At 58.5% G+C, this 18,289-nt stretch carries 18 protein-coding genes; 10 read left to right on the forward strand and 8 right to left on the reverse strand.

The window, feature by feature from the left end:
* Positions 1–30: 30 nt before the first annotated feature.
* The 3 genes from CGERO_RS09675 (at position 31) to CGERO_RS09685 (ending at position 2,278) form a co-directional block, all read left to right on the forward strand.
* On the forward strand, positions 31–534 hold the full coding sequence (locus CGERO_RS09675; protein WP_123935450.1) for a DUF2505 domain-containing protein: 504 nt from the start codon (positions 31–33) through the stop codon (positions 532–534).
* 21 nt (positions 535–555) lie between these two features.
* Complete coding sequence (locus CGERO_RS09680; protein ID WP_123935452.1) at positions 556–1,371, forward strand: O-methyltransferase; 816 nt, start codon at positions 556–558, stop codon at positions 1,369–1,371.
* 76 nt (positions 1,372–1,447) lie between these two features.
* The gene (locus CGERO_RS09685; RefSeq protein WP_164470302.1) at positions 1,448–2,278 is read left to right on the forward strand and encodes an LmeA family phospholipid-binding protein; all 831 of its coding nucleotides are present in this window, start codon (positions 1,448–1,450) and stop codon (positions 2,276–2,278) included.
* Positions 2,279–2,294: 16 nt separating this feature from the next.
* Here CGERO_RS09685 and CGERO_RS09690 read toward each other — a convergent pair whose 3' ends face one another.
* The 7 genes from CGERO_RS09690 to CGERO_RS09720 form a co-directional block, all read right to left on the reverse strand.
* Positions 2,295–2,900, reverse strand: a complete 606-nt coding sequence (locus tag CGERO_RS09690) for a beta/alpha barrel domain-containing protein (protein ID WP_123935456.1) — start codon at positions 2,898–2,900, stop codon at positions 2,295–2,297.
* On the reverse strand, positions 2,901–3,185 hold the full coding sequence (locus CGERO_RS09695) for a DUF2516 family protein (RefSeq protein WP_123936121.1): 285 nt from the start codon (positions 3,183–3,185) through the stop codon (positions 2,901–2,903).
* A 24-nt stretch (positions 3,186–3,209) separates the two neighbouring features.
* Positions 3,210–4,514 carry a DUF445 domain-containing protein gene (locus CGERO_RS09700; RefSeq protein WP_123935458.1) on the reverse strand — a complete coding sequence of 435 codons (1,305 nt, stop codon included), beginning with the start codon at positions 4,512–4,514 and terminating at the stop codon, positions 3,210–3,212.
* Between the two features lie 127 nt (positions 4,515–4,641).
* Positions 4,642–4,989, reverse strand: coding sequence for a hypothetical protein (locus CGERO_RS09705; protein ID WP_123935460.1), 348 nt, complete (start codon positions 4,987–4,989; stop codon positions 4,642–4,644).
* A 250-nt stretch (positions 4,990–5,239) separates the two neighbouring features.
* Positions 5,240–5,989 (reverse strand): succinate dehydrogenase/fumarate reductase iron-sulfur subunit, encoded by a 750-nt coding sequence (locus CGERO_RS09710; protein WP_123935462.1) that lies wholly within the window; start codon positions 5,987–5,989, stop codon positions 5,240–5,242.
* Positions 5,989–8,004, reverse strand: coding sequence for a fumarate reductase/succinate dehydrogenase flavoprotein subunit (locus CGERO_RS09715; protein ID WP_123935464.1), 2,016 nt, complete (start codon positions 8,002–8,004; stop codon positions 5,989–5,991). The genes CGERO_RS09710 and CGERO_RS09715 overlap by 1 nt, the downstream gene beginning before the upstream one ends.
* A gap of 21 nt (positions 8,005–8,025) precedes the next feature.
* On the reverse strand, positions 8,026–8,784 hold the full coding sequence (locus CGERO_RS09720; protein ID WP_123935466.1) for a succinate dehydrogenase cytochrome b subunit: 759 nt from the start codon (positions 8,782–8,784) through the stop codon (positions 8,026–8,028).
* 371 nt (positions 8,785–9,155) lie between these two features.
* Between CGERO_RS09720 and ramB the strand changes: the two genes are divergently transcribed.
* From ramB to CGERO_RS09735, 3 genes are read left to right on the forward strand one after another with little or no spacing between them, the layout of a single operon-like run.
* Positions 9,156–10,568 carry an acetate metabolism transcriptional regulator RamB gene (gene ramB / locus CGERO_RS09725; protein WP_123935468.1) on the forward strand — a complete coding sequence of 471 codons (1,413 nt, stop codon included), beginning with the start codon at positions 9,156–9,158 and terminating at the stop codon, positions 10,566–10,568.
* A gap of 52 nt (positions 10,569–10,620) precedes the next feature.
* Positions 10,621–10,806, forward strand: coding sequence for a DUF6767 domain-containing protein (locus CGERO_RS09730; protein WP_123935470.1), 186 nt, complete (start codon positions 10,621–10,623; stop codon positions 10,804–10,806).
* A 54-nt stretch (positions 10,807–10,860) separates the two neighbouring features.
* Positions 10,861–11,949, forward strand: coding sequence for a tyrosine-type recombinase/integrase (locus tag CGERO_RS09735; protein ID WP_123935472.1), 1,089 nt, complete (start codon positions 10,861–10,863; stop codon positions 11,947–11,949).
* 145 nt (positions 11,950–12,094) lie between these two features.
* Here CGERO_RS09735 and lpdA read toward each other — a convergent pair whose 3' ends face one another.
* Entirely contained in the window at positions 12,095–13,504 is a 1,410-nt protein-coding gene (gene lpdA / locus CGERO_RS09740; protein ID WP_123935474.1) for a dihydrolipoyl dehydrogenase, read from the reverse strand.
* A 162-nt stretch (positions 13,505–13,666) separates the two neighbouring features.
* On the opposite strand from lpdA, the gene CGERO_RS09745 reads away from it, so the two are divergent.
* From CGERO_RS09745 to rfbA, 4 genes are all read left to right on the forward strand, one after another.
* Positions 13,667–14,731: an alpha/beta hydrolase gene (locus CGERO_RS09745; RefSeq protein WP_123935476.1), complete on the forward strand. Its 1,065-nt coding sequence runs from the start codon at positions 13,667–13,669 to the stop codon at positions 14,729–14,731.
* Positions 14,732–14,927: 196 nt separating this feature from the next.
* Positions 14,928–15,920, forward strand: a complete 993-nt coding sequence (rfbB, locus tag CGERO_RS09750; protein ID WP_123936123.1) for a dTDP-glucose 4,6-dehydratase — start codon at positions 14,928–14,930, stop codon at positions 15,918–15,920.
* Entirely contained in the window at positions 15,921–17,378 is a 1,458-nt protein-coding gene (locus tag CGERO_RS09755; RefSeq protein ID WP_123935478.1) for a sugar nucleotide-binding protein, read from the forward strand.
* On the forward strand, positions 17,375–18,241 hold the full coding sequence (gene rfbA, locus CGERO_RS09760; RefSeq protein WP_123935480.1) for a glucose-1-phosphate thymidylyltransferase RfbA: 867 nt from the start codon (positions 17,375–17,377) through the stop codon (positions 18,239–18,241). Before CGERO_RS09755 ends, rfbA begins: the two co-directional genes overlap by 4 nt.
* Positions 18,242–18,289: the final 48 nt, after the last annotated feature.

Raw genomic sequence — 18,289 nt, forward strand, 5'->3', positions numbered from 1 at the left:
CTGTCACAGCTTCAACGGTAGTCTGTACCCATGACCACACGAAGCGAGAACACCGTAACGATCGCACAGCCTGCCGAAAAGGTGCACCAGGCGCTCTGCAACGCCGACTACTGGGCACACATTACCCAGCACCTTTCGCCAGAGCCGGGCGAGGTACACGAGTTCAACGAACAAGACAGCGGCGCAGTGGCAACCCTGTTTGAAGTGCTGCCCCAGGAGCTGCTGCCTGAGGCAGTCCGCGCGATGATCAGCCAATCGCTGAAGGTGAAGCGCGTTGTCACCGTAGGCGCGCTCAACGACGGGCAAGCGCAGAACTCCTACACCGCAGACGTCAAGGGCACTCCCGTGGACTTCAAGGGCGACATCAGCCTTCGCGGCGAAGGCGATAGCACCGTGCTCGAGTATGCCAATGAAGTCACCGTGAACATCCCCTTCATGGGCGGCGCCATCGAACCCAAGGTGGCAGAGGCACTCGGTGAACTCTTCGACAACGAAGGCAAGCTCACCGAACAGTGGATCGCAGAAAACCTCTAAACCACTGTTTGCGCAGCACACATGGCCGACCACGCCCACAATAAGCGAGCCGAGTTCGCCCGGGCGGGTCGGCTTTGGCGTCCCATCGGCGTGATCACCCGTGGCACCACCAACCAAAACCGCCTTCGGCGCTTCGACCGGTGGATGGCCAATGACCCAGCGGTGCGCGGCATACTCCAAGGCGCCGCTGCACCGATTGCGCTGGATGTAGGCTACGGGGCCTCCGCCACCACCACCGTGGAATGGGCCGGATGGCTTCGGCGCATCCGTGAGGATGTGCGCGTGATTGGCCTAGAGATCGACCCCGAACGCATCCAACCCGATCAGCACGGCGTGCACTTTGCCCTCGGCGGCTTTGAGCTGGCGGGCTATACCCCGCAGCTCGTTCGCGCCTTCAACGTTCTGCGGCAATACGACGTGGAGCAAGTGGCCGCGGCGTGGGACACCGTGTGCTCCAGGCTCGCCCCCGGAGGACTGTTTGTTGAGGGCACATGTGATGAACTTGGGCGCCGCAGCACCTGGATCACCCTGGATGCCGCCGGGCCGCGAAGCCTCACACTGGCGTGGGATCCGTTGCACACCAACTATCCCTCCGAGATCGCAGAGCGACTGCCCAAGGCGCTGATTCATCGCAACGTCCCGGGTGAACGCATCCACACCCTGCTCCAAGCCTGCGACCGTGCCTGGGAACACGCCGCAGGTTACGCGCCCTTCGGGCCAAGGGAACGGTGGCGAGAAGCAAGGCGGATGCTCGCCACCGAATGGCCGATCACCCCGCCACGCAGAAGGCTGAGCGATAACCTGCTCACCGTTAAATGGGAACTCGTAGCGCCCTGAGCACTTGCCGCTTCCCTTCATGCGCTGGCTCACAGCCGCGTAGCTTTTTGCGGTTTTTTCAGGCACTCTGAACACCGTGAGCAAAACATCAAATGGATCCGTGTTCCAAATTATCCTGAGCATCATCGCCGTGCTGCTGATCGTCCTCATTGGCGCGGAGTTCGGTACCCGCTGGTACATCACCAAGCAGATCCGCGATGAGGTTGGCCAAAGCGCTGATGGTCGCGAGGCAGAGGTCTCCCTCGGCAGCTCCCCTGTGCTGCTTGGCATGCTGCAAAAAGACGTCAACCACGTAGAAATCACCACCCCCGACACGGTGAAGATTGAACAGCCCGCAGCCCCCAACGCTGTGCCTACGATCAACGGCACACCAGACGCCCACATCGTGATCGAACACCTGGATATTTCCGACCCGGACCACCTGATTGCCAAGGATATTGATCTCACCACCGACCTGAGCAATGAGTTTCTTCTGGCAAATCTCCAGCTGTACCTCGAAAACGCATTGCCGCAGCAGGCACCCGAAAGCAGCAATCCTCTAGGCGCGCTCGTCAACGATCTGCTGCACAAGAGCGTCCGAGTCAGCGACGTACGCTCCAACCCTCAAGCGGGCACCATGGAAGTGGAATTCACCGACGGCGCCGCAAAAGTAGAACTCAAACCCAGGGCGAAAGACGGGCAGATCACCTTTGAGGCAAAGGGGGCTTCGGTGCTGGGACTCAGCATGCCTAGTGCCGTATCCGACGCTCTGACGCAAGCACTCAAACAAGCTGCAGGCAGCATCGACGTTGGACTCAGCTTCAAAAAAGTCACCGTTCTCGACGATGGCATGTCCGTTGAGCTTGAAGGCCACGACGTGGATCTCAATGAACTATCAGCGGAGAATAACTTCGGGCCATCCATCTAGTCTTCTAGGTATATATCTAGAAGATGGCCCACAGGGCGCCAGCCCCTGCCTCCACCAAGGCGGGGGCTGACTCATGTCCCCCTACCCCGATAACGGGAACGCTACTGGCCGAGGTGAGTGCGTGAATACCCTCGGGAGAGCTGCCGGTAGTGCCGGCAATGAATGCATCCACTCCCACGGGCTGCAATTGCCGCACAGCCCATTGCAGGGTGGCCGGGTCAAGCACGGTGGTTTCGAGCACTACAGCAAGCTGTGCGGGTCGCGGGATAGATTCCCGGCAAGTGGCAACCTCGGTGATGAGCGCTGTGGATTGGCGCTGTTGAACATGCGCTACGTCAGGCACAAGAGCCACGATGGTGGCTCCTTGCTGCACCGCGAACCTGGCCTCAGTTGCTTTGATGAGGCTGTGGTGCTTGCCGGTGGGGAAACCTGCAAAGGTGGCTATGGTTGGGGTGTCTGGGATGTCTGCGGCATCTGGATGCGGGGCAATCGCGGTGAGCATAGAGGGCTCCACCACGACACCCATGGCTTGACGCAGCGCGTCGGCTGATTGTTCGCGTATCTCATCGAATGTGGCCGCTGGATTGATGAGGAGCGAGGAAATTGGAAGTTCCACGGCCATTTACCAGCCGTAGTTTCCTTCGAGAATGTCCTTGATCTGGGGTCGTACATCGAACCAGTAGAGTCCGATGATCACGATACCGATCCAGGAGAGGAACGGGACGTTGATTAATTGGACCAGCGACGAGCCCGCGAGCATTGCCACCCAGATCCACTTGTCGTGGCGGTCGGCTACAGAGAAGGCGTCTCCGCGCGTCATTGCTGCCATCGCGGCTCCGGTGATTCCCCCTGCGAAAATGAGCAGCTTGAATCCGAAGACGACGTACTTCAGCGCGACATATATCATTGCGATACTCACGAAACAATTCTCCTAAACGCCAAACAAAAGGTAGGAAACAGTGTAAATGCCAAGGCCTGCGATCGCGCCAACGACGGTGCCGTTCAGCCTGATGTATTGCAGGTCCTTGCCTACCATCAGTTCGATTTTGTCCGCAGCCTCATCAGCGTCCCAGCGCTCGATGGTCTCCGCGATGATCGAGGTCACCTCATCGGCGTAGTTATCCGCCAGGAACGCTGCCGCCTGCGTGATGCGCCGGTCGAGTGCCTCTCGTACTTCAGCATCGTCGTGGAGGCGCTGACCCCACTGCAACGCCAGCTCACGGGCTTTGACGCGCAAGATGGAATCCGGATCCTCCGCGACCTCAATGATGTTTGCCGAGGCCTTCTCCCACAACGTACCGGCGATGTTCTGCATCGGCTCACTGGCCATGAGGTCATGTTTTATGTCCTCGACCTTGGCAATCATCTTCGGATCATGTTGAAGATCATTCGAGAATTGCTGCAGGAAACGTCGAATAGCTTGGCGCGCCTCGTGGTTCTTATCTCCGTCCACAGCCGCCGTCCATTGCACAAGCTCGCGGTAGACGCGATCGCCGACCAATTCATTAATGAACTTTGGCGCCCACGTCGGCGCACGCTCATCGAGTAAGCGCACAATGAGCGCCTCAGAGGTCAACGCCTTTCGATGAAGCCACGAAACCAACTGGTCTACCACCGGCTCCAACTGACCGCCGTCAATGAGGTCTTGCAACAGCTTGCCCGCAGGAGGCCCCCACGCGGGCTCTTTGAGCTTTTCGACGATCCCCTGCCTGATCACAGCCTCCGCGTCCTCGGGATTGAGTGCCCGCACCACCTTGGCGGTGAACTTGCCTACTTCCAAGGAGACCCGATCGGCGTTTTCCCGCTTGACCAACCAATTGGCAATGATAGTGGGCAGATTCGCAGCCTGGATCTTCTGCGTGATGAGGGTGGCGTTGAGGAAGTTCTCCGCCACAAAATCGCTTAGGGCCTCCCCAACCTGATCCTTTTTGCGCTTCACAATCGCGGTGTGGGGGATCTTCAGACCCAGCGGATAGCGGAACAAGGCGGTCACTGCGAACCAGTCCGCCAATCCGCCGACCATACCTGCCTCGGCGGCTGCACGCACAAAGCCAACCCATGTGGGCGTCGGGTCCGTTTCTGCGGCATACCACTGGCAACTGAGGAAGATGGCGGCCGCGACCACCAGTAGGCCGGTAGCGAAGGTTTTGTGCGCACGAAGCGTTTTGCGGCGCGCGGCTTCATCTTCCGGCGAGGGACCTGGAACCGCCATGCCAGCGATCGGGGTTTCTTGCATGCGGCTCATTATTGCACTGGACCCCCGAGTCGAAGAAGACAGCGGCTCTCAGCAGCAAAAAGCACCCGGGGTCCGCTAAGGAGGTTCCGGGTGCAGGTGAGGCGAAAACGTGCCGCTTTTGCAGCTTCTAGTTGATGCGGCCGGTTTCTGCGCGGTACTTACGGTAATCGCGACGGCCGTAGTGGATGAGGCCGAAGCCACCCACGATGCAAGCGCCGGCAATCACAGCGCCGATGAGAGCGTAGGTGCCCCACAGTTCCTGGGAGCCAACGCTCTTAGCACCGAAACCGAACACAAGGGTGCCGAGGCCAGCGAGGGCGGTCAACAAAAGCCCCATGCCGAGCCAGGTGGAGGTCTTCTGCAGGGAGGAGTGAGGTGCGTAGTAGCTCACTGGGTCATAGCCATCGATGTAGTTCATGCGCCCCTCGAAGACGGGGTAGCCTTCGGCGTTTTTAGCTTTTACAGCGTCAGACATGTGGTGTTGGCCCTTTCTTTCAAACGTTCGTTTTCGCTTGAATGCCCGGCGAGAAGATCCCTGCGGCGAGCATGCTCGTAGGTGTTAGCTTAGTCGCCCCCGGCGATGCGGTGCGAACCTCATCCGCATCACATTTCTCACACTAGCCACAAATAGGGGCAATCATTTGTGGCATATCAACCCTCCGATTGATAGCAAACAGCCCCGCCTTGGGGTGAGCGGGGCTGTGCTTGGAGGTGGCTATGAGGACTTAGTCGTCCTTGGCACGCAGTGCAGCGCGAGCGCGCTCCTTATTGACGGCTGCCACGGCGGTCAGCGGGATGCCTGCGGGGCAGACATCGGCGCATTCACCGTAGAGGGAGCAGTGACCGAAGTTGGTTTCGAGCTCATCAACCATCTTGCGGGCACGCTTGCCACGCTCTTCCTTGCCCAGGGGCATAAGGGAGAGGTGTACCAGCTTCGCGCCGGTGAACAAGTGAGCTGCGCCGTTCGGGCAGGCAGCAACACAAGCACCACAGCCGATGCAGGCAGCGTGATCCAGTGCCAATTCAGCGCTCTGGTGATTCATGTGCAGGGTGTCGGCATCCGGTGCGGTACCGGCATTCACCGTGACGTAACCACCTTGCTGCATCACGCGATCCAGGGCGGAACGGTCAACGACCATGTCCTTGATCACGGGGTATGCAGCGGAGCGGAAAGGCTCAATCTTAAGGGTTTCGCCATCCTTGACGTTGAGCAGGCGCTGCTGGCAGGCAGGCTGGTTTTGCTCGCGGCCGTGGGGGCGACCGTTGACCAGCAGGCCACAGGTGCCACAGATACCTTCGCGACAGTCAGAGGCGAAGGCGAAAGGCTCTTTACCCTGCTCGATGAGGTTGCTGTTGACGTGGTCAAGCAGCTCCAGGATGGACATCTGCGGAACCGCATCGGGCACATCGACGGATTCGAAGTGGCCCTCGCTGTACGGTCCGGCTTGGCGCCAGATTTCGAGATGGAGTTTCATTACTTGTAGTTCCTTGTCATCAGCGGGATCGATTCGAAGGTGAGCGGCTCAGCGTGGCGGATGAATTCGCCCTCTGCAGCGCCCGGCTCCCATGCGGATACGAAGCACCAGTTGTCGTCATCGCGCTCTGCTTCACCCTCAGGCGAGAGGTGATCGTCGCGGAAGTGAGCACCGCAGGACTCGTCGCGGTCGAGCGCATCGACGCACATGAGCTCACCCAGGTCGATGTAGTCGGCCACGCGCTGTGCGTACTCGAGCACCTGGTTCATTTCTTCCTGCTTACCGGTCACGCGGACGTTGGACCAGAACTCGCGGCGCAGAGCACGGATCTTCTCAATGCCTGCCTTGAGATCTTCAACGTTACGAGCCACGCCACAGGAGAAGTACAGGATCTCGCCGAGCTGGCGGTGGTAGTACTCGGGGCCGTGAGGATCGGTGCCATGAACGTTCATCAAGCGGTCAATGCGAGCTTGTGCACGCTGCAAGGCAGCGGTGACCTCAGGTGCGCTCTCCGACAGGCGCTCCTCACCGAGGTGATTTGCCAGGTAGTGAGGAATGGTGAACGGCAGGGTGAACCAACCGTCGACGGAAGCCGAAAGCAGCGAGTTAGCGCCGAGGCGGTTTGCGCCGTGGTAGGTCCAGGAGCACTCGCCGGCTGCGAACAAGCCGGGGATGGAGGTCATCTCGTCGAAGTCCGTCCACAGACCACCCATTGTGAAGTGGCAGGTAGGAGCAATACGCATCGGGGAGGTGTAGGGATCCTCGCCGATAGCCTCTTCGTACATCTGGAAGAGGTTGGAGTAGCGCTCGCGGATGGTGTCTTGGCCGAGGCGCTCGATGGCGTCACGGAAGTCCAAGTATGCGGCGTTATGCAGCGGTCCAACACCGAGGCCCTTGTTGATCTGCTGGGAGATCGCACGGGATGCGACGTCGCGGGGCACTAGGTTGCCGAATGCGGGGTAGCGACGCTCGAGGAAGTAGTCCCGCTCATCTTCGGGGATGGTGTTGGGGTCGCGATCGTCCTTCTCCTTAATGGGAGACCAAACGCGGCCGTCGTTACGCAGGGACTCGGACATCAGGATCGTCTTCGACTGCCATTCGGAGTTCACCGGCAGGCCGGTTGGGTGGAACTGAATGAAGGAAGGCGAAGCGATGTATGCGCCCTGCTCGTAAGCACGCATCATGGCGCCCGCGTTGGAGTTCTTGGCCAGCGTGGACATGTGGTACACGTTGCCGTAGCCACCGGTAGCCAGGATTACGGCGTGGCCGGTGTGGGCAGTGAGCTCACCATTGATCAGGTTGCGCATGACCAAGCCTTGGCAGCGCTTATTGTCACCTTCACCGGTGACGATCAAATCGACCATCTCATTGTGGGTGAAGATTTCAACGGAGCCCTGGTGGATCTGGCGTTGCAGCGAGGATGCAGTGGAGAGCTGGAGCTGCTGACCCGTCTGTCCACGGGTGTAGTAGGTACGAGAGACCTGCACACCGCCGAAGGAGCGGGTGGCGAGGGTGCCGCCGTATTCGCGGGCGAAGGGAGCACCGATGGCGTTCATGTGGTCAATCACGCGAACGGACTCAACGGCCAGGCGCCAGCAGTCAGACTCACGGCAGCGGTAGTCGCCGCCCTTCACGGTGTCCTTGACGTGGCGGTACGCACCGTCGTTATCGACCTTCTTGCCGCGTGCGGAGTTCACGCCACCCTGAGCAGCAATGGAGTGCGCACGACGCGGAGCATCGTGGTAGGTGAATACCTTGACGTCGTAGCCAAGCTCACCGAGCGCCGCAGCGGCAGCGCCACCGGAGAGACCGGTGCCGACGACCAGCACGCGGAACTTGCGGCGGTTCAGCGGGGACACCAGGTTCATGTGATTCTTGTGGTATTCCCACATTTCCTTGGTGGGAACGCCCTTGGGCTCAGCCGAGTCGAGGATGCTACCCGGGCGGACTCCCGGTACGACCGATGCTGGCTGGTTGAACTCAGGGCGAGCTGTGGTTTGCATTTGATTGCTCATAGTTGAAAAACCTTTACGTCCTTAGCCGATCCAGCCCAAAGCGATGGATAGAGGAATGGCAATGTTGCCAATCATCACCACTGCGGGGAGCAGGTATGCGATGAAGAGCATGACCGCGCGCCAACGGCGACCGGTGATACCGAGGTCGCTGGTAGCGAGCCAGATGCCGTGCGTCAGGTGCAGGAACAGCGTCACCATGGCGATGATGTAGAAGATGGTGACGGGCCAGCGCGAGAAGCTTGCAATCATGTTGGCGTAGATCTCGCCGTGTGCGAACTGATCCGAGGCAGCCGGTGCCACACCTGCGGTGAGGTCGAGGATGTGGAACACGATGAACGCAAGCAGCACCACACCGGTGACCAGCATGGTCGAGGTGGTGAAGCTGTTCATACCGCCCATGAGGTTGCTGCGGCGGAACTTGCCACGGGACTTGTGGGAACGCCCGGTCAGCGCGAATGCGCCGTAGATGTGCAGCGCCAGGCAGGCGAGCAGTACAATGCGGAAGATCCAGAGGAAAGCCTCGTGGGGGAACAGCGGGTAGAACATGTTGCGCAGCCACTCGCCGTAGACGTCGATTGGGTGCGTGCCGTCGTCATAGAACGGCAAGAAGATCTTCAGGTTGCCGGCCATATGGAAGGCAACGAACAACGCGAAGATCAGGCCGGTGACGGCCATAGTGAGCTTGAGTGCCCACGTTGGGAACTTCGGCCGCTCACGCAGCGGCTTTTCTGTGATTTTGCCGTGAGCAACTGCCTCACGGTCGATATTTTGTACAGTCATGGCACCTCCAGTGTCGTATTCACTTTAGAACGCTGGAGTCACCCTAGACCACTTAGAACTCCCTGGGTGACTCACCTCACAACGGCCCGAAAAGAGCTCTCTGCCTGCAGGTTAGGTTTGCCTTAGCTATTGGCCACTGCTGACACAAGGGCAAAATATGGCACGACCGGCACATTCTCTTTGAGTGTGCGGGGGCGTCGAAAAGCTTGGAAATCCGGGAGTATTAAGCACTGATTATTCCATGCTTAATACCTACACCCATAAGGACTCAACCAAAGGATTGACTGAGATGTGAACATGTCCCGGAGACTTTGCGAAATTCAGCAATGCAAAACTTTGCAATGCTTTGCCGCTGGCATAAAGTGTGATCTATGACAAAGACGTTCGTCGGCTCGCGGCTTCGCCAATTACGGCGCGAGAGAGACTTAAGCCAAGCATCACTTGCCCAATCACTCGGGCTATCGGCCAGCTATGTCAATCAAATCGAGCACGACGTTCGCCCACTCACCATGAGTGTGCTCGACCGAATCACCGAGACATTCGGCGTCGATCGAACCTTCTTTTCCAGAGACGACAACTCCAGGCTCGTCGCCGAAATTCAAGACGTCACCCTCGACCGCGAAATCTGCCCCACCCCCATCCAACTCGAACACCTCGGCGAAATGGTAGAACACCACCCGGAGATCGCCAGGCTCATGGTCGCCATGCATCGCCGCTACCGCAACGTGCGCGACAAATTGAGCGTCGCCACCGATGCCCGCTTCGCTGGCTCACTCGATGAAACGAGCGCGGTATCCGAAGCACTGTCCATGCCCCACGACGAAGTGCGGGACTTCTTCTACGCGCGACAAAACTACCTCGACGCACTGGACCGACACGCTGAGCAGCTTGCCGACGAACTCAGCATCCAAATTTTCGACATCCGCGGCACAGGCGACCGCCTCACAGAACAGCTACAAAAACACGGCGTCACAGTCGAAATAGGAGAGTTGGACGGAGCGCTGCACGACTTTGACCCACACCGGCGCATCATTGCACTCTCCCCCGTCCTCGACGCAGGACAAATCGCATTCCGCATGGCCACCGAACTCGGATTCCTCGAAGCGGGAAGCACCATTCAAGAACTCGTGCACGAAACTAGCTTCAGCACCGCAGAAGCCGAACAACTGGCCCGAAAAGGCCTTGCCTCCTACTTCGCGGCCGCTCTCATCATGCCCTACGGCCTCTTTCACGCCCAGGCCGAACGCTGCGGATACGACATCGAATATCTCTCCACCATGTTCGGCGTGGGCTACGAAACAGTCTGCCACCGCCTATCCACACTTCAACGCGAAAACCTCCGAGGTATCCCCTTCACCTTCATCCGCGCAGACCGCGCGGGCAACATCTCCAAGCGCCAATCAGCCACCGGATTCCACTTCACCCATGCAGGAGGCACCTGCCCCCTCTGGAACGTCTACGAAGCCTTCGGCTCACCCGGACAAATCGTGCGACAAGTAGCACAAATGCCCGACGGAAGAACCTACCTCTGGATTGCCCGCACCGTCCGACACGACGTCGGACACTTCGGCGACACCAGCAAACTCTTCTCCATCGCACTCGGCTGCCAAATCCAGCACGCCTCACGCACGGTGTACGCCACCGGACTCGACCTCAACCACACCGTACCCATCGGCGCCGGATGCCGCGTATGCCTGCGCAAAGACTGCGCCCAACGCGCATTCCCACCGGTCAACCGCCCTATCAACATCAATCCCCACAGTTCCTCCATCGCGCCCTACTAAACCACCCGATGCGCGCCGCAGACTCGGCGGCGCCGGGCGTACCATCGAACACATGGCACGCCCAGAACCCAAATGCCCCATCCGCTTTGGCGAACCCTGCTCACTGTGCGTTCCAGGCGCCAACGGCCCCCAAGACTGCCAACTGGTCGCCCTCGTTCGAGACGACCCCGAACTGCTCGAACTCCAACAACAGATGCGGCAAGAAAAGCGTTCGGCGGGACACGGCAGGCGAACATAGCCACACCCCTCTACCCTTGAGCCCGGAAGAAAATATTCACTCGGGGGAGGAATCATGGCTGTTCAGCGCCGCTTCACCGCGCGCGGAGACACGCGTTGGATTGGACGTTTTCGCGATGCTAAAGGGAAAGAGCACGCGAAAAGTTTTCGCGATGAGAACGCGGCGAAGCATTGGGTACATACTCAACAGGAGCTTGTGAAGAGCGGAAATTGGGTGAATGTGCGGGATGCGTCCCGCGTAGGTGACCTGGCGAGACTGTGGGCGGGGACGTCAGAGCGCAGCAACACCCACAATGCTAGGCAGCACTTCCTCAAAAATCTGAACTGGTTGGCAGCGGTGGACGTCGAAAAGCTCACTCCAACCGACATCCGAGACTGGCACGCGCAACTTCTCTTTGGGCGGCCGTGGGCGGGTGGACGGACGCTGGCACCGCGCACGGTTAGCCATCTGATGAATTATCTGAGCCGCACGCTCGATCACGCCGTCGAACTCGGAACACTTGGGCGCAATCCAATGCAATCAATGCGCTTCAGCGATCCGGGAACGCACCAGGTCAAATCGATTCCAAGCATCGAAGAATTGCAATTGCTTGTCGACGCCACCCGTCCCGAACACCACTGGCTCGCACTGGCGATTCACGTTGCCACCACCTGCGGTTTGCGTGCCTCCGAAGCGGCCGGACTACAGCGAGGCGACTATGGATCCGAGGGGCTGCGCATCGAGCGTCAATGCACCAAAACAGTGGGAGAATATTCGCCGCTCAAAACTCCCGCATCTTACAGGTCAGTGCCCGTCCCGGAGGTGCTTAGCGACGTCATCCGACGCCAACCAAATGGGGAAACGCCACTATTGAGAACACGTAGCGGCACCGGGGTCAGCGGAGCCGTGATCGCAAACGCCATGGCTGCCACCCGCAAACGCGCGGGACTTTCTGAAACGCTCACATTTCATGCGCTACGGCACTTCTATGCCTCCCATATGTTGGGGTCGGGCGTGCCACTGCCTGCGGTTTCACGCTTATTGGGGCATGCGAACTCTGCCGTTACCGCCCGGATTTACGCCCATTACATCGACGGCCAAGAAACCGAGGCACTCAGCGCGTCGAAGGATCTGGAGTTAAAGCTAGGTTTTGAAAAACGCTAACTGTTTCGGCGGGGAGCCGCTGCCTTTTAACGATTCCGCTGGGATAGAGACGGCGAAACCGGAAATCCCATGCCGCAGTTTTGCGGGATATTTGCGGGATTTCCGGCAGTTCCGAGGATTTACAGGGCGCTGACCTGCGGTTTCACTAAAGGTTAATCATGTGCCCCATGATTCCCTCTGCCGCTTCCTTCATCGCCTCCGACAGCGTCGGGTGCGTGTGAACGTTGCGCCCGATTTCCTCGCAGGTGAGGTCGAAACGCTGTGCCAGAGTGAGCTCGGGAAGCAGTTCGGAGACGTTGGCGCCAACCATGTGTGCGCCAAGCAGCTCGCCATATTCGGCGTCGGCAACGATCTTGACAAAGCCGGCCGTTTCAGCGAGGCCTGCAGCCTTGCCGTTCGCGGTGAAGGGGAAGGAGGCCACCTTGATCTCGCGGTCGGAGAACTTCTCTTTCGCGGCTTCTTCGGTGTAGCCGAAGGAAGCGACCTGCGGGTTGCAGAAGGTGGCGCGCGGCATCATCATGTAGTCGCCAAGCTCTTCGGTTTCTGCACCAGCAATGGTTTCTGCCGCCACGACGCCCTGAGCTTCAGCCACGTGAGCGAGCTGTAGCTTCGCGGTGACGTCGCCGATGGCGTAAATGTGGTCGACGGAGGTGCGCATACGCTCGTCGATGTCGATCGCGCCGCGCTCGGTGAGCTTCACACCAGTGTTCTCCAGGCCGTACCCTTCAACGCGAGGTGCAAAGCCGATGGAGATCATCACTCGCTCGGCCTTGAGCGTCTCGGACTTGGATCCGTCCTTGGATTCCACGTCAACTTCGACGCTGTCGCCGTTGTCACGCACGGCGGTGGTCTTGTGGCCGGTGAGCAGCTTCACGCCGAGCTTCTTGTACTGCTTGGCGATCTCCTTGGACACGTCGGCATCCTCATTGGGAAGCACGCGATCCATGAACTCGACGATGGTGACGTCAACACCATAGTTGGCGAGTACATACGCGAACTCCATGCCGATGGCGCCAGCGCCAACGATCACCATGGACTTCGGTGCTTCTTCCTTGAGGATCTGCTCCTCATAGGACAGCACGTTGCCACCAAGTTCAACGCCCGGCAGAGAACGAACCACGGAGCCGGTGGCGATAATGCAGTTGTCGAAGGTGATGGTCGTTCCAGCGTCCTTGCCTTCGCTGACCTCGATGGTGTTTGCATCCTTGAAAGAACCTAGACCATCAATTTCAGTGATCTTGTTCTTTTTCATTAGGTAATGCACGCCCTTGACAATGCCCGCAGAGACCTTGCGGGAACGCTTGTGAGCGGTTGGGTAATCGAAGGACACGTCGCCTGAGATACCGAAGGTCTTCGCCTCATGGTTGAAGATGTGTGCCACTTCGGCGTTCTTCAACAGAGCCTTGGAGGGGATGCAACCGACATTGAGACAGACACCGCCCCAATATTGCTTCTCAACAACAGCGACCTTCTTGCCCAGTTGTGCTGCACGAATGGCGGCGACATAGCCACCGGGGCCAGCGCCGAGAACTACTACGTCATAATGATTAGTCACAAACTCTAAGGATACGGAATCTTTCCAGATTTTTCTTCAAGGTCACGAAGGCATGTGGAACAGTGCTGAGAGAAATTGGGCAGTGACGCGGGCTATCGAATGAGATACACTCTCCGTTACAGTTCCGTAATATTCCCTCAATCTTGCAAGAGAGATATGTCAATGAAGCTTCATCGCAGCTTGTTCGCCGCAGGTTCGGCGCTCGCCCTCAGCCTTGGCGTTGCCACGCCAACCCACGCATCCGAGATCAACCCAGCTCAGGTTGCTGGTGAAACTCCTCTGGCTAGCGTCCACACCGGTGAGACTCCGAATTTGGCTCCACTCTGGCGCGACAAGCTCGATGGCAAACGGCAAGTTGAGATGTGGGCCCACTCGCCTTCCATGAACCGCGATGTCCCACTCGTGGTTTTGAAGGCTTCTTCCCCGAACCGTCCGACCCTCTATCTGCTCAACGGCGCAGACGGCGGTGAAGGCCCGGTGAACTGGGTGCTGCGCACCGACGTCCTGGACTTCTATGCGGATAAAGACATTAACGTCGTGATCCCCATGTCGGGGGCATTTTCCTATTACACCGACTGGGTGGAGGACGCGCCGAGCATTGGAGGCAAGCAAAGCTGGGAAACGTTCCTCACCAAGGAGCTGCCTGGCCCCCTTGAACAAACACTCGGCGCGAATAACCAGCGCGCTATCGCTGGCATGTCAATGTCTGCCACCTCGGCTCTGCTCATGGCTGAGCACAATCCCGGGTTCTACGATTCCGTCGCTTCCTTCTCAGGATGTGCATCCACCTCTGATCCCGTCACCTACAATTTCGTGCGCCTCACCGTCAATCGCGGCGGTAACGAGCCAGAGCAAATGTGGGGACCGATGGGCGGCGAATACAACCGCTTCAACGATGCCCTCATCAATGCCGAGGGTCTTCGCAACACGCCGGTCTATGTTTCCAACGGCTCCGGAATCATGGGCGAGTTCGATTCACCCCAGTATCTTCTGGAAAACGGCGTCAAGCCGGCGCAGCTTGCTTCCGCAAGCGCCACGTTGGGCATTGAAGGTGGCGCGATTGAAGCCTCCACCAACGCCTGCACCCACGCTTTCAAAGTGAAGATGGACACACTCGGTATTCCGGCTGATTACAACTTCCGCCCTGCTGGGACGCACTCTTGGGGCTATTGGCAGCAGGATCTGCGCGATTCTTGGTCGACAATCGCCCGCGGATTTGGTATCTAATTAACCAGGGTGGTGTGCGCAGGCGGTGCCAACCAACACCCCCCCCCGAGAGGCACTGCCCCCGCCATCCCAGAAGGGCACGCGAGTTTTCTTCACCCCCCCCGAAAATGACTCGCGTGCCCTTCGCCTTTATCTACAACATTCCAGCGGCGACTCAGATCCCTTCAGGTACGCTCAAAACATGCTTGAAACCAGGATGCTTGTCACCGGTGGTGCCGGCTTTATCGGCGCTAACTTTGTGCGCCGCGCGCTCGATACCGGGCGCTACCGCATCACTGTGCTGGACAAACTCACATACGCAGGCAATCGCGCCAATCTTGCGGGGCTGAACATTGATTTTGTGCAGGGCGATATTTGTGACGCTGGGATCGTCGAAAAGCTAGTACCAAGCCACGATGTTGTGGTGCACTTTGCGGCCGAGACGCACAATGACAATTCCTTGAAGGATCCTTCACCATTTCTGCGCGCGAATGTGGAGGGGACGTTTCAGCTTTTGGAGGCGTGCAGGCGGCACGATACCCGTTTCCACCACATTTCAACGGACGAGGTTTTTGGCGACTTAGCCTTGGATGATCCGCAGCGTTTCCGGGAGGACACGCCATACCAGCCGTCCTCGCCCTATTCGGCGACAAAGGCCAGTTCGGACATGCTGGTGCGGGCGTGGTGCCGATCCTTTGGCGTTCCCGTGACCATCTCGAACTGCTCGAACAATTATGGGCCTTATCAGCACATTGAGAAGTTCATTCCTCGGCAAATCACCAATGTGCTCGCTGGGCTCTCCCCCAAACTTTACGGCAGCGGCGAACATGTGCGGGACTGGATTCATGTAGATGATCACAACGACGCCGTGCTCGCTATCCTGGAGCGCGGACGTGTGGGGGAAACGTACATCATTGGCGCAGACAATGATCATGTGAACAACTTGCAGGTGATCCGAATAATCAACGAGCTGATGGGCCGTGATGCAAACGATTTCGAACACGTTGCTGACCGGCCCGGACACGACCTGCGCTACGCCATGGATTCAAGCAAACTGCGCCGTGAACTGGGATGGCAACCCCGCTTTACCGATCAAAACGGCATGCGCGAGGGCTTGGCACAGACCATCGAGTGGTATCGGGAGCACCAAAACTGGTGGCTGCCACAGAAGCAGGCAGTTGAAGCCAAGTACGCGGAAAGCGGGCAATAGATGAAAACTTTCGGCACACCGCTGGCAGCTCATGCCACCGCGATCGAGGGGCTGTTCATCCTCGACCTCACGGTGCACGGAGACAATCGCGGATGGTTCAAGGAACAGTGGCAGCGAGCGAAATTCCGCGAACTTCACCCCGTCGCGGCAGACGGATCAAGTGCAGTGGCAGGCGCCCGCGCGCTGCGGGAATTTGAGCCGATTCAGCAAAATATCTCTTTTAATGCCTCACCTGGGGTTACGCGCGGTTTGCATGCCGAGCCCTGGGACAAGCTCGTCTCCGTTGCAAACGGTCGCGTATTTGGAGCGTGGTGTGATATCCGCGAAGGCTCAGCCACATACGGTGAAGTCTTGACGTGCGAAATCGGGCCGGAACGCGCAATATTCGTACCCCGCGGGGTAGCCAACGGTTTTCAGGCGCTGGCGCAGGACACCGTCTACACCTACCTGGTGAATGGCCATTGGTCTGCCGATGCCAACTACAGCTTTGTCAATCTCGCCGACCCAACCTTGGGCATCGATTGGCCCCTGCCCATCACCGAATGGTCGCAGAAGGATCGTGAACACCCCCAGCTTTTCGACGCCACCCCTGTCCCCCAAAAGCAAACGCTGATCATCGGCGCTGATGGTCAGCTCGGGCAAGCGCTCCAAGCAGTCCTGCCCAATGCACTTACGTGGACACGCAGCGATTGGGATATGCGCAAGCCGCTGCCGGAGATGGATTGGTCGCAGGTGGGGGTGATCATCAATGCCGCCGCTTACACCGCAGTGGATCAGGCCGAGGATGATCGAGCCACAAGCTGGGCTGTGAATGCAACCGCTGTGCAACGCTTAGCTGCTGTAGCAAATGAGCATGAGATCACCTTGGTGCAGGTATCCAGCGAATATGTTTTTGACGGCTCCAATCAATGCCACGATGAATCAGAAATGCTCAGCCCGTTGAGTGTCTATGGACAATCGAAGGCTGCGGGCGAACTCGCAGCAATGGGAGCAAGACGAAACTATATTGTGCGCAGTAGTTGGGTCGTTGGGAATGGCAATAATTTCGTCGCCACCATGTGCTCCTTGGCCAAACGCGACATTCATCCGAAGGTGGTTAACGACCAGTTCGGACGCCTAACATTCGCCGACGACCTCGCCTTTGGCATCGTGCATCTCCTCCAAGAGCAAGCGCCGTGGGGCGTGTACAACCTCAGCAATAGCGGTGAGGTCGTGTGCTGGGCAGATATCGCCCGCGAAGTGTATCGACTGTGCGGACGCTCCGCGAAAGACGTAGAGCCTGTGAGCAGCGAAGAATATTTTGGCACGCAACCTCACGCTCCTCGTCCCACACACTCCGCATTGAACTTGGCAAAAATTGAAGCCAGTGGATTTGTGCCGCGCGACTGGCGCCCGGCGTTGGCTGAATACGTGAGGACTGTCGAGGTACGACCATCGAAGGAGGCTGGGGCACAGTGAAAGGGATCATCCTCGCCGGCGGTTCCGGGACACGCTTGCATCCGATTACCCTTGGCATTTCCAAGCAGCTCATGCCCGTGTACGACAAGCCAATGATCTACTACCCATTGAGCACCTTGATTGAAGCAGGTATTCAGGAAATCCTGGTCATCACCACCCCAGAGGATCAGCCCGCGTTCCAACGCCTGCTTGGTGGCGGTGCTCAATTTGGCGTCACGCTGGAATACGCAGTGCAGCCGCGACCAGAAGGTCTTGCTCAGGCATTCATCATCGGCCGGGATTTCATCGGCTCAGATTCAGTCGCCCTGGTGCTAGGCGACAACATCTTTGACGGCCACGGCCTTGGCGATGCGCTAAAGCGATGCCGCGAACCCGAAGGTGGCACCGTGTTTGCTTACGAGGTGTCGGATCCTTCGCGCTATGGCGTGGTGGCATTTGATGAGCACGGCAGCGCTACTTCGATTGAAGAAAAGCCCGAGCAACCGCGCTCCAATTTTGCTGTGGTGGGGTTGTATTTCTATGACAATTCCGTGGTTGATATTGCCGCACACATTCGACCCTCTGCGCGCGGAGAACTCGAGATCACCTCAGTGAATGAGGAGTATTTGCGCCGCGGGAAGCTCAATGTACACTGTCTCCAGCGCGGTGATGTGTGGCTTGATACCGGCACCATTGATTCCATGAGCGAGGCGGCAGCCTATGTGGAGGTGTTGCAAAAGCGCACCGGCGGGGTAATTGGTTCACCAGAAGTGGCTGCCTGGCGTGAGGGATTTATTAGTGATGCCCAGCTTGAAGCGCAGGCCAAGGCGATGCAGAAGTCTGGGTATGGGGATTATTTGTTGCGTGCACTCCAAGGTGGTTAATGCCCCTCAGGTGTGGGCGAGGCCTTGCTACTGAAAAACATCACCATT

The organism is Corynebacterium gerontici, assembly GCF_003813985.1.
In the GTDB taxonomy this organism is placed as follows: domain Bacteria; phylum Actinomycetota; class Actinomycetes; order Mycobacteriales; family Mycobacteriaceae; genus Corynebacterium; species Corynebacterium gerontici.

Bases quoted from the DNA above. Each gene is read 5' to 3' on its own strand.
- CGERO_RS09675 (WP_123935450.1), top strand. From the start codon at position 31: ATGACCACACGAAGCGAGAACACCGTAACGATCGCACAGCCTGCCGAA.
- CGERO_RS09680 (WP_123935452.1), top strand. From the start codon at position 556: ATGGCCGACCACGCCCACAATAAGCGAGCCGAGTTCGCCCGGGCGGGT.
- CGERO_RS09690 (WP_123935456.1), bottom strand. From the start codon at position 2,900: ATGGCCGTGGAACTTCCAATTTCCTCGCTCCTCATCAATCCAGCGGCC.
- CGERO_RS09695 (WP_123936121.1), bottom strand. From the start codon at position 3,185: ATGATATATGTCGCGCTGAAGTACGTCGTCTTCGGATTCAAGCTGCTC.
- CGERO_RS09700 (WP_123935458.1), bottom strand. From the start codon at position 4,514: ATGCAAGAAACCCCGATCGCTGGCATGGCGGTTCCAGGTCCCTCGCCG.
- CGERO_RS09705 (WP_123935460.1), bottom strand. From the start codon at position 4,989: ATGTCTGACGCTGTAAAAGCTAAAAACGCCGAAGGCTACCCCGTCTTC.
- CGERO_RS09710 (WP_123935462.1), bottom strand. From the start codon at position 5,989: ATGAAACTCCATCTCGAAATCTGGCGCCAAGCCGGACCGTACAGCGAG.
- CGERO_RS09715 (WP_123935464.1), bottom strand. From the start codon at position 8,004: ATGAGCAATCAAATGCAAACCACAGCTCGCCCTGAGTTCAACCAGCCA.
- CGERO_RS09720 (WP_123935466.1), bottom strand. From the start codon at position 8,784: ATGACTGTACAAAATATCGACCGTGAGGCAGTTGCTCACGGCAAAATC.
- ramB (WP_123935468.1), top strand. From the start codon at position 9,156: ATGACAAAGACGTTCGTCGGCTCGCGGCTTCGCCAATTACGGCGCGAG.
- CGERO_RS09730 (WP_123935470.1), top strand. From the start codon at position 10,621: ATGGCACGCCCAGAACCCAAATGCCCCATCCGCTTTGGCGAACCCTGC.
- CGERO_RS09735 (WP_123935472.1), top strand. From the start codon at position 10,861: ATGGCTGTTCAGCGCCGCTTCACCGCGCGCGGAGACACGCGTTGGATT.
- CGERO_RS09745 (WP_123935476.1), top strand. From the start codon at position 13,667: ATGAAGCTTCATCGCAGCTTGTTCGCCGCAGGTTCGGCGCTCGCCCTC.
- rfbB (WP_123936123.1), top strand. From the start codon at position 14,928: ATGCTTGTCACCGGTGGTGCCGGCTTTATCGGCGCTAACTTTGTGCGC.
- CGERO_RS09755 (WP_123935478.1), top strand. From the start codon at position 15,921: ATGAAAACTTTCGGCACACCGCTGGCAGCTCATGCCACCGCGATCGAG.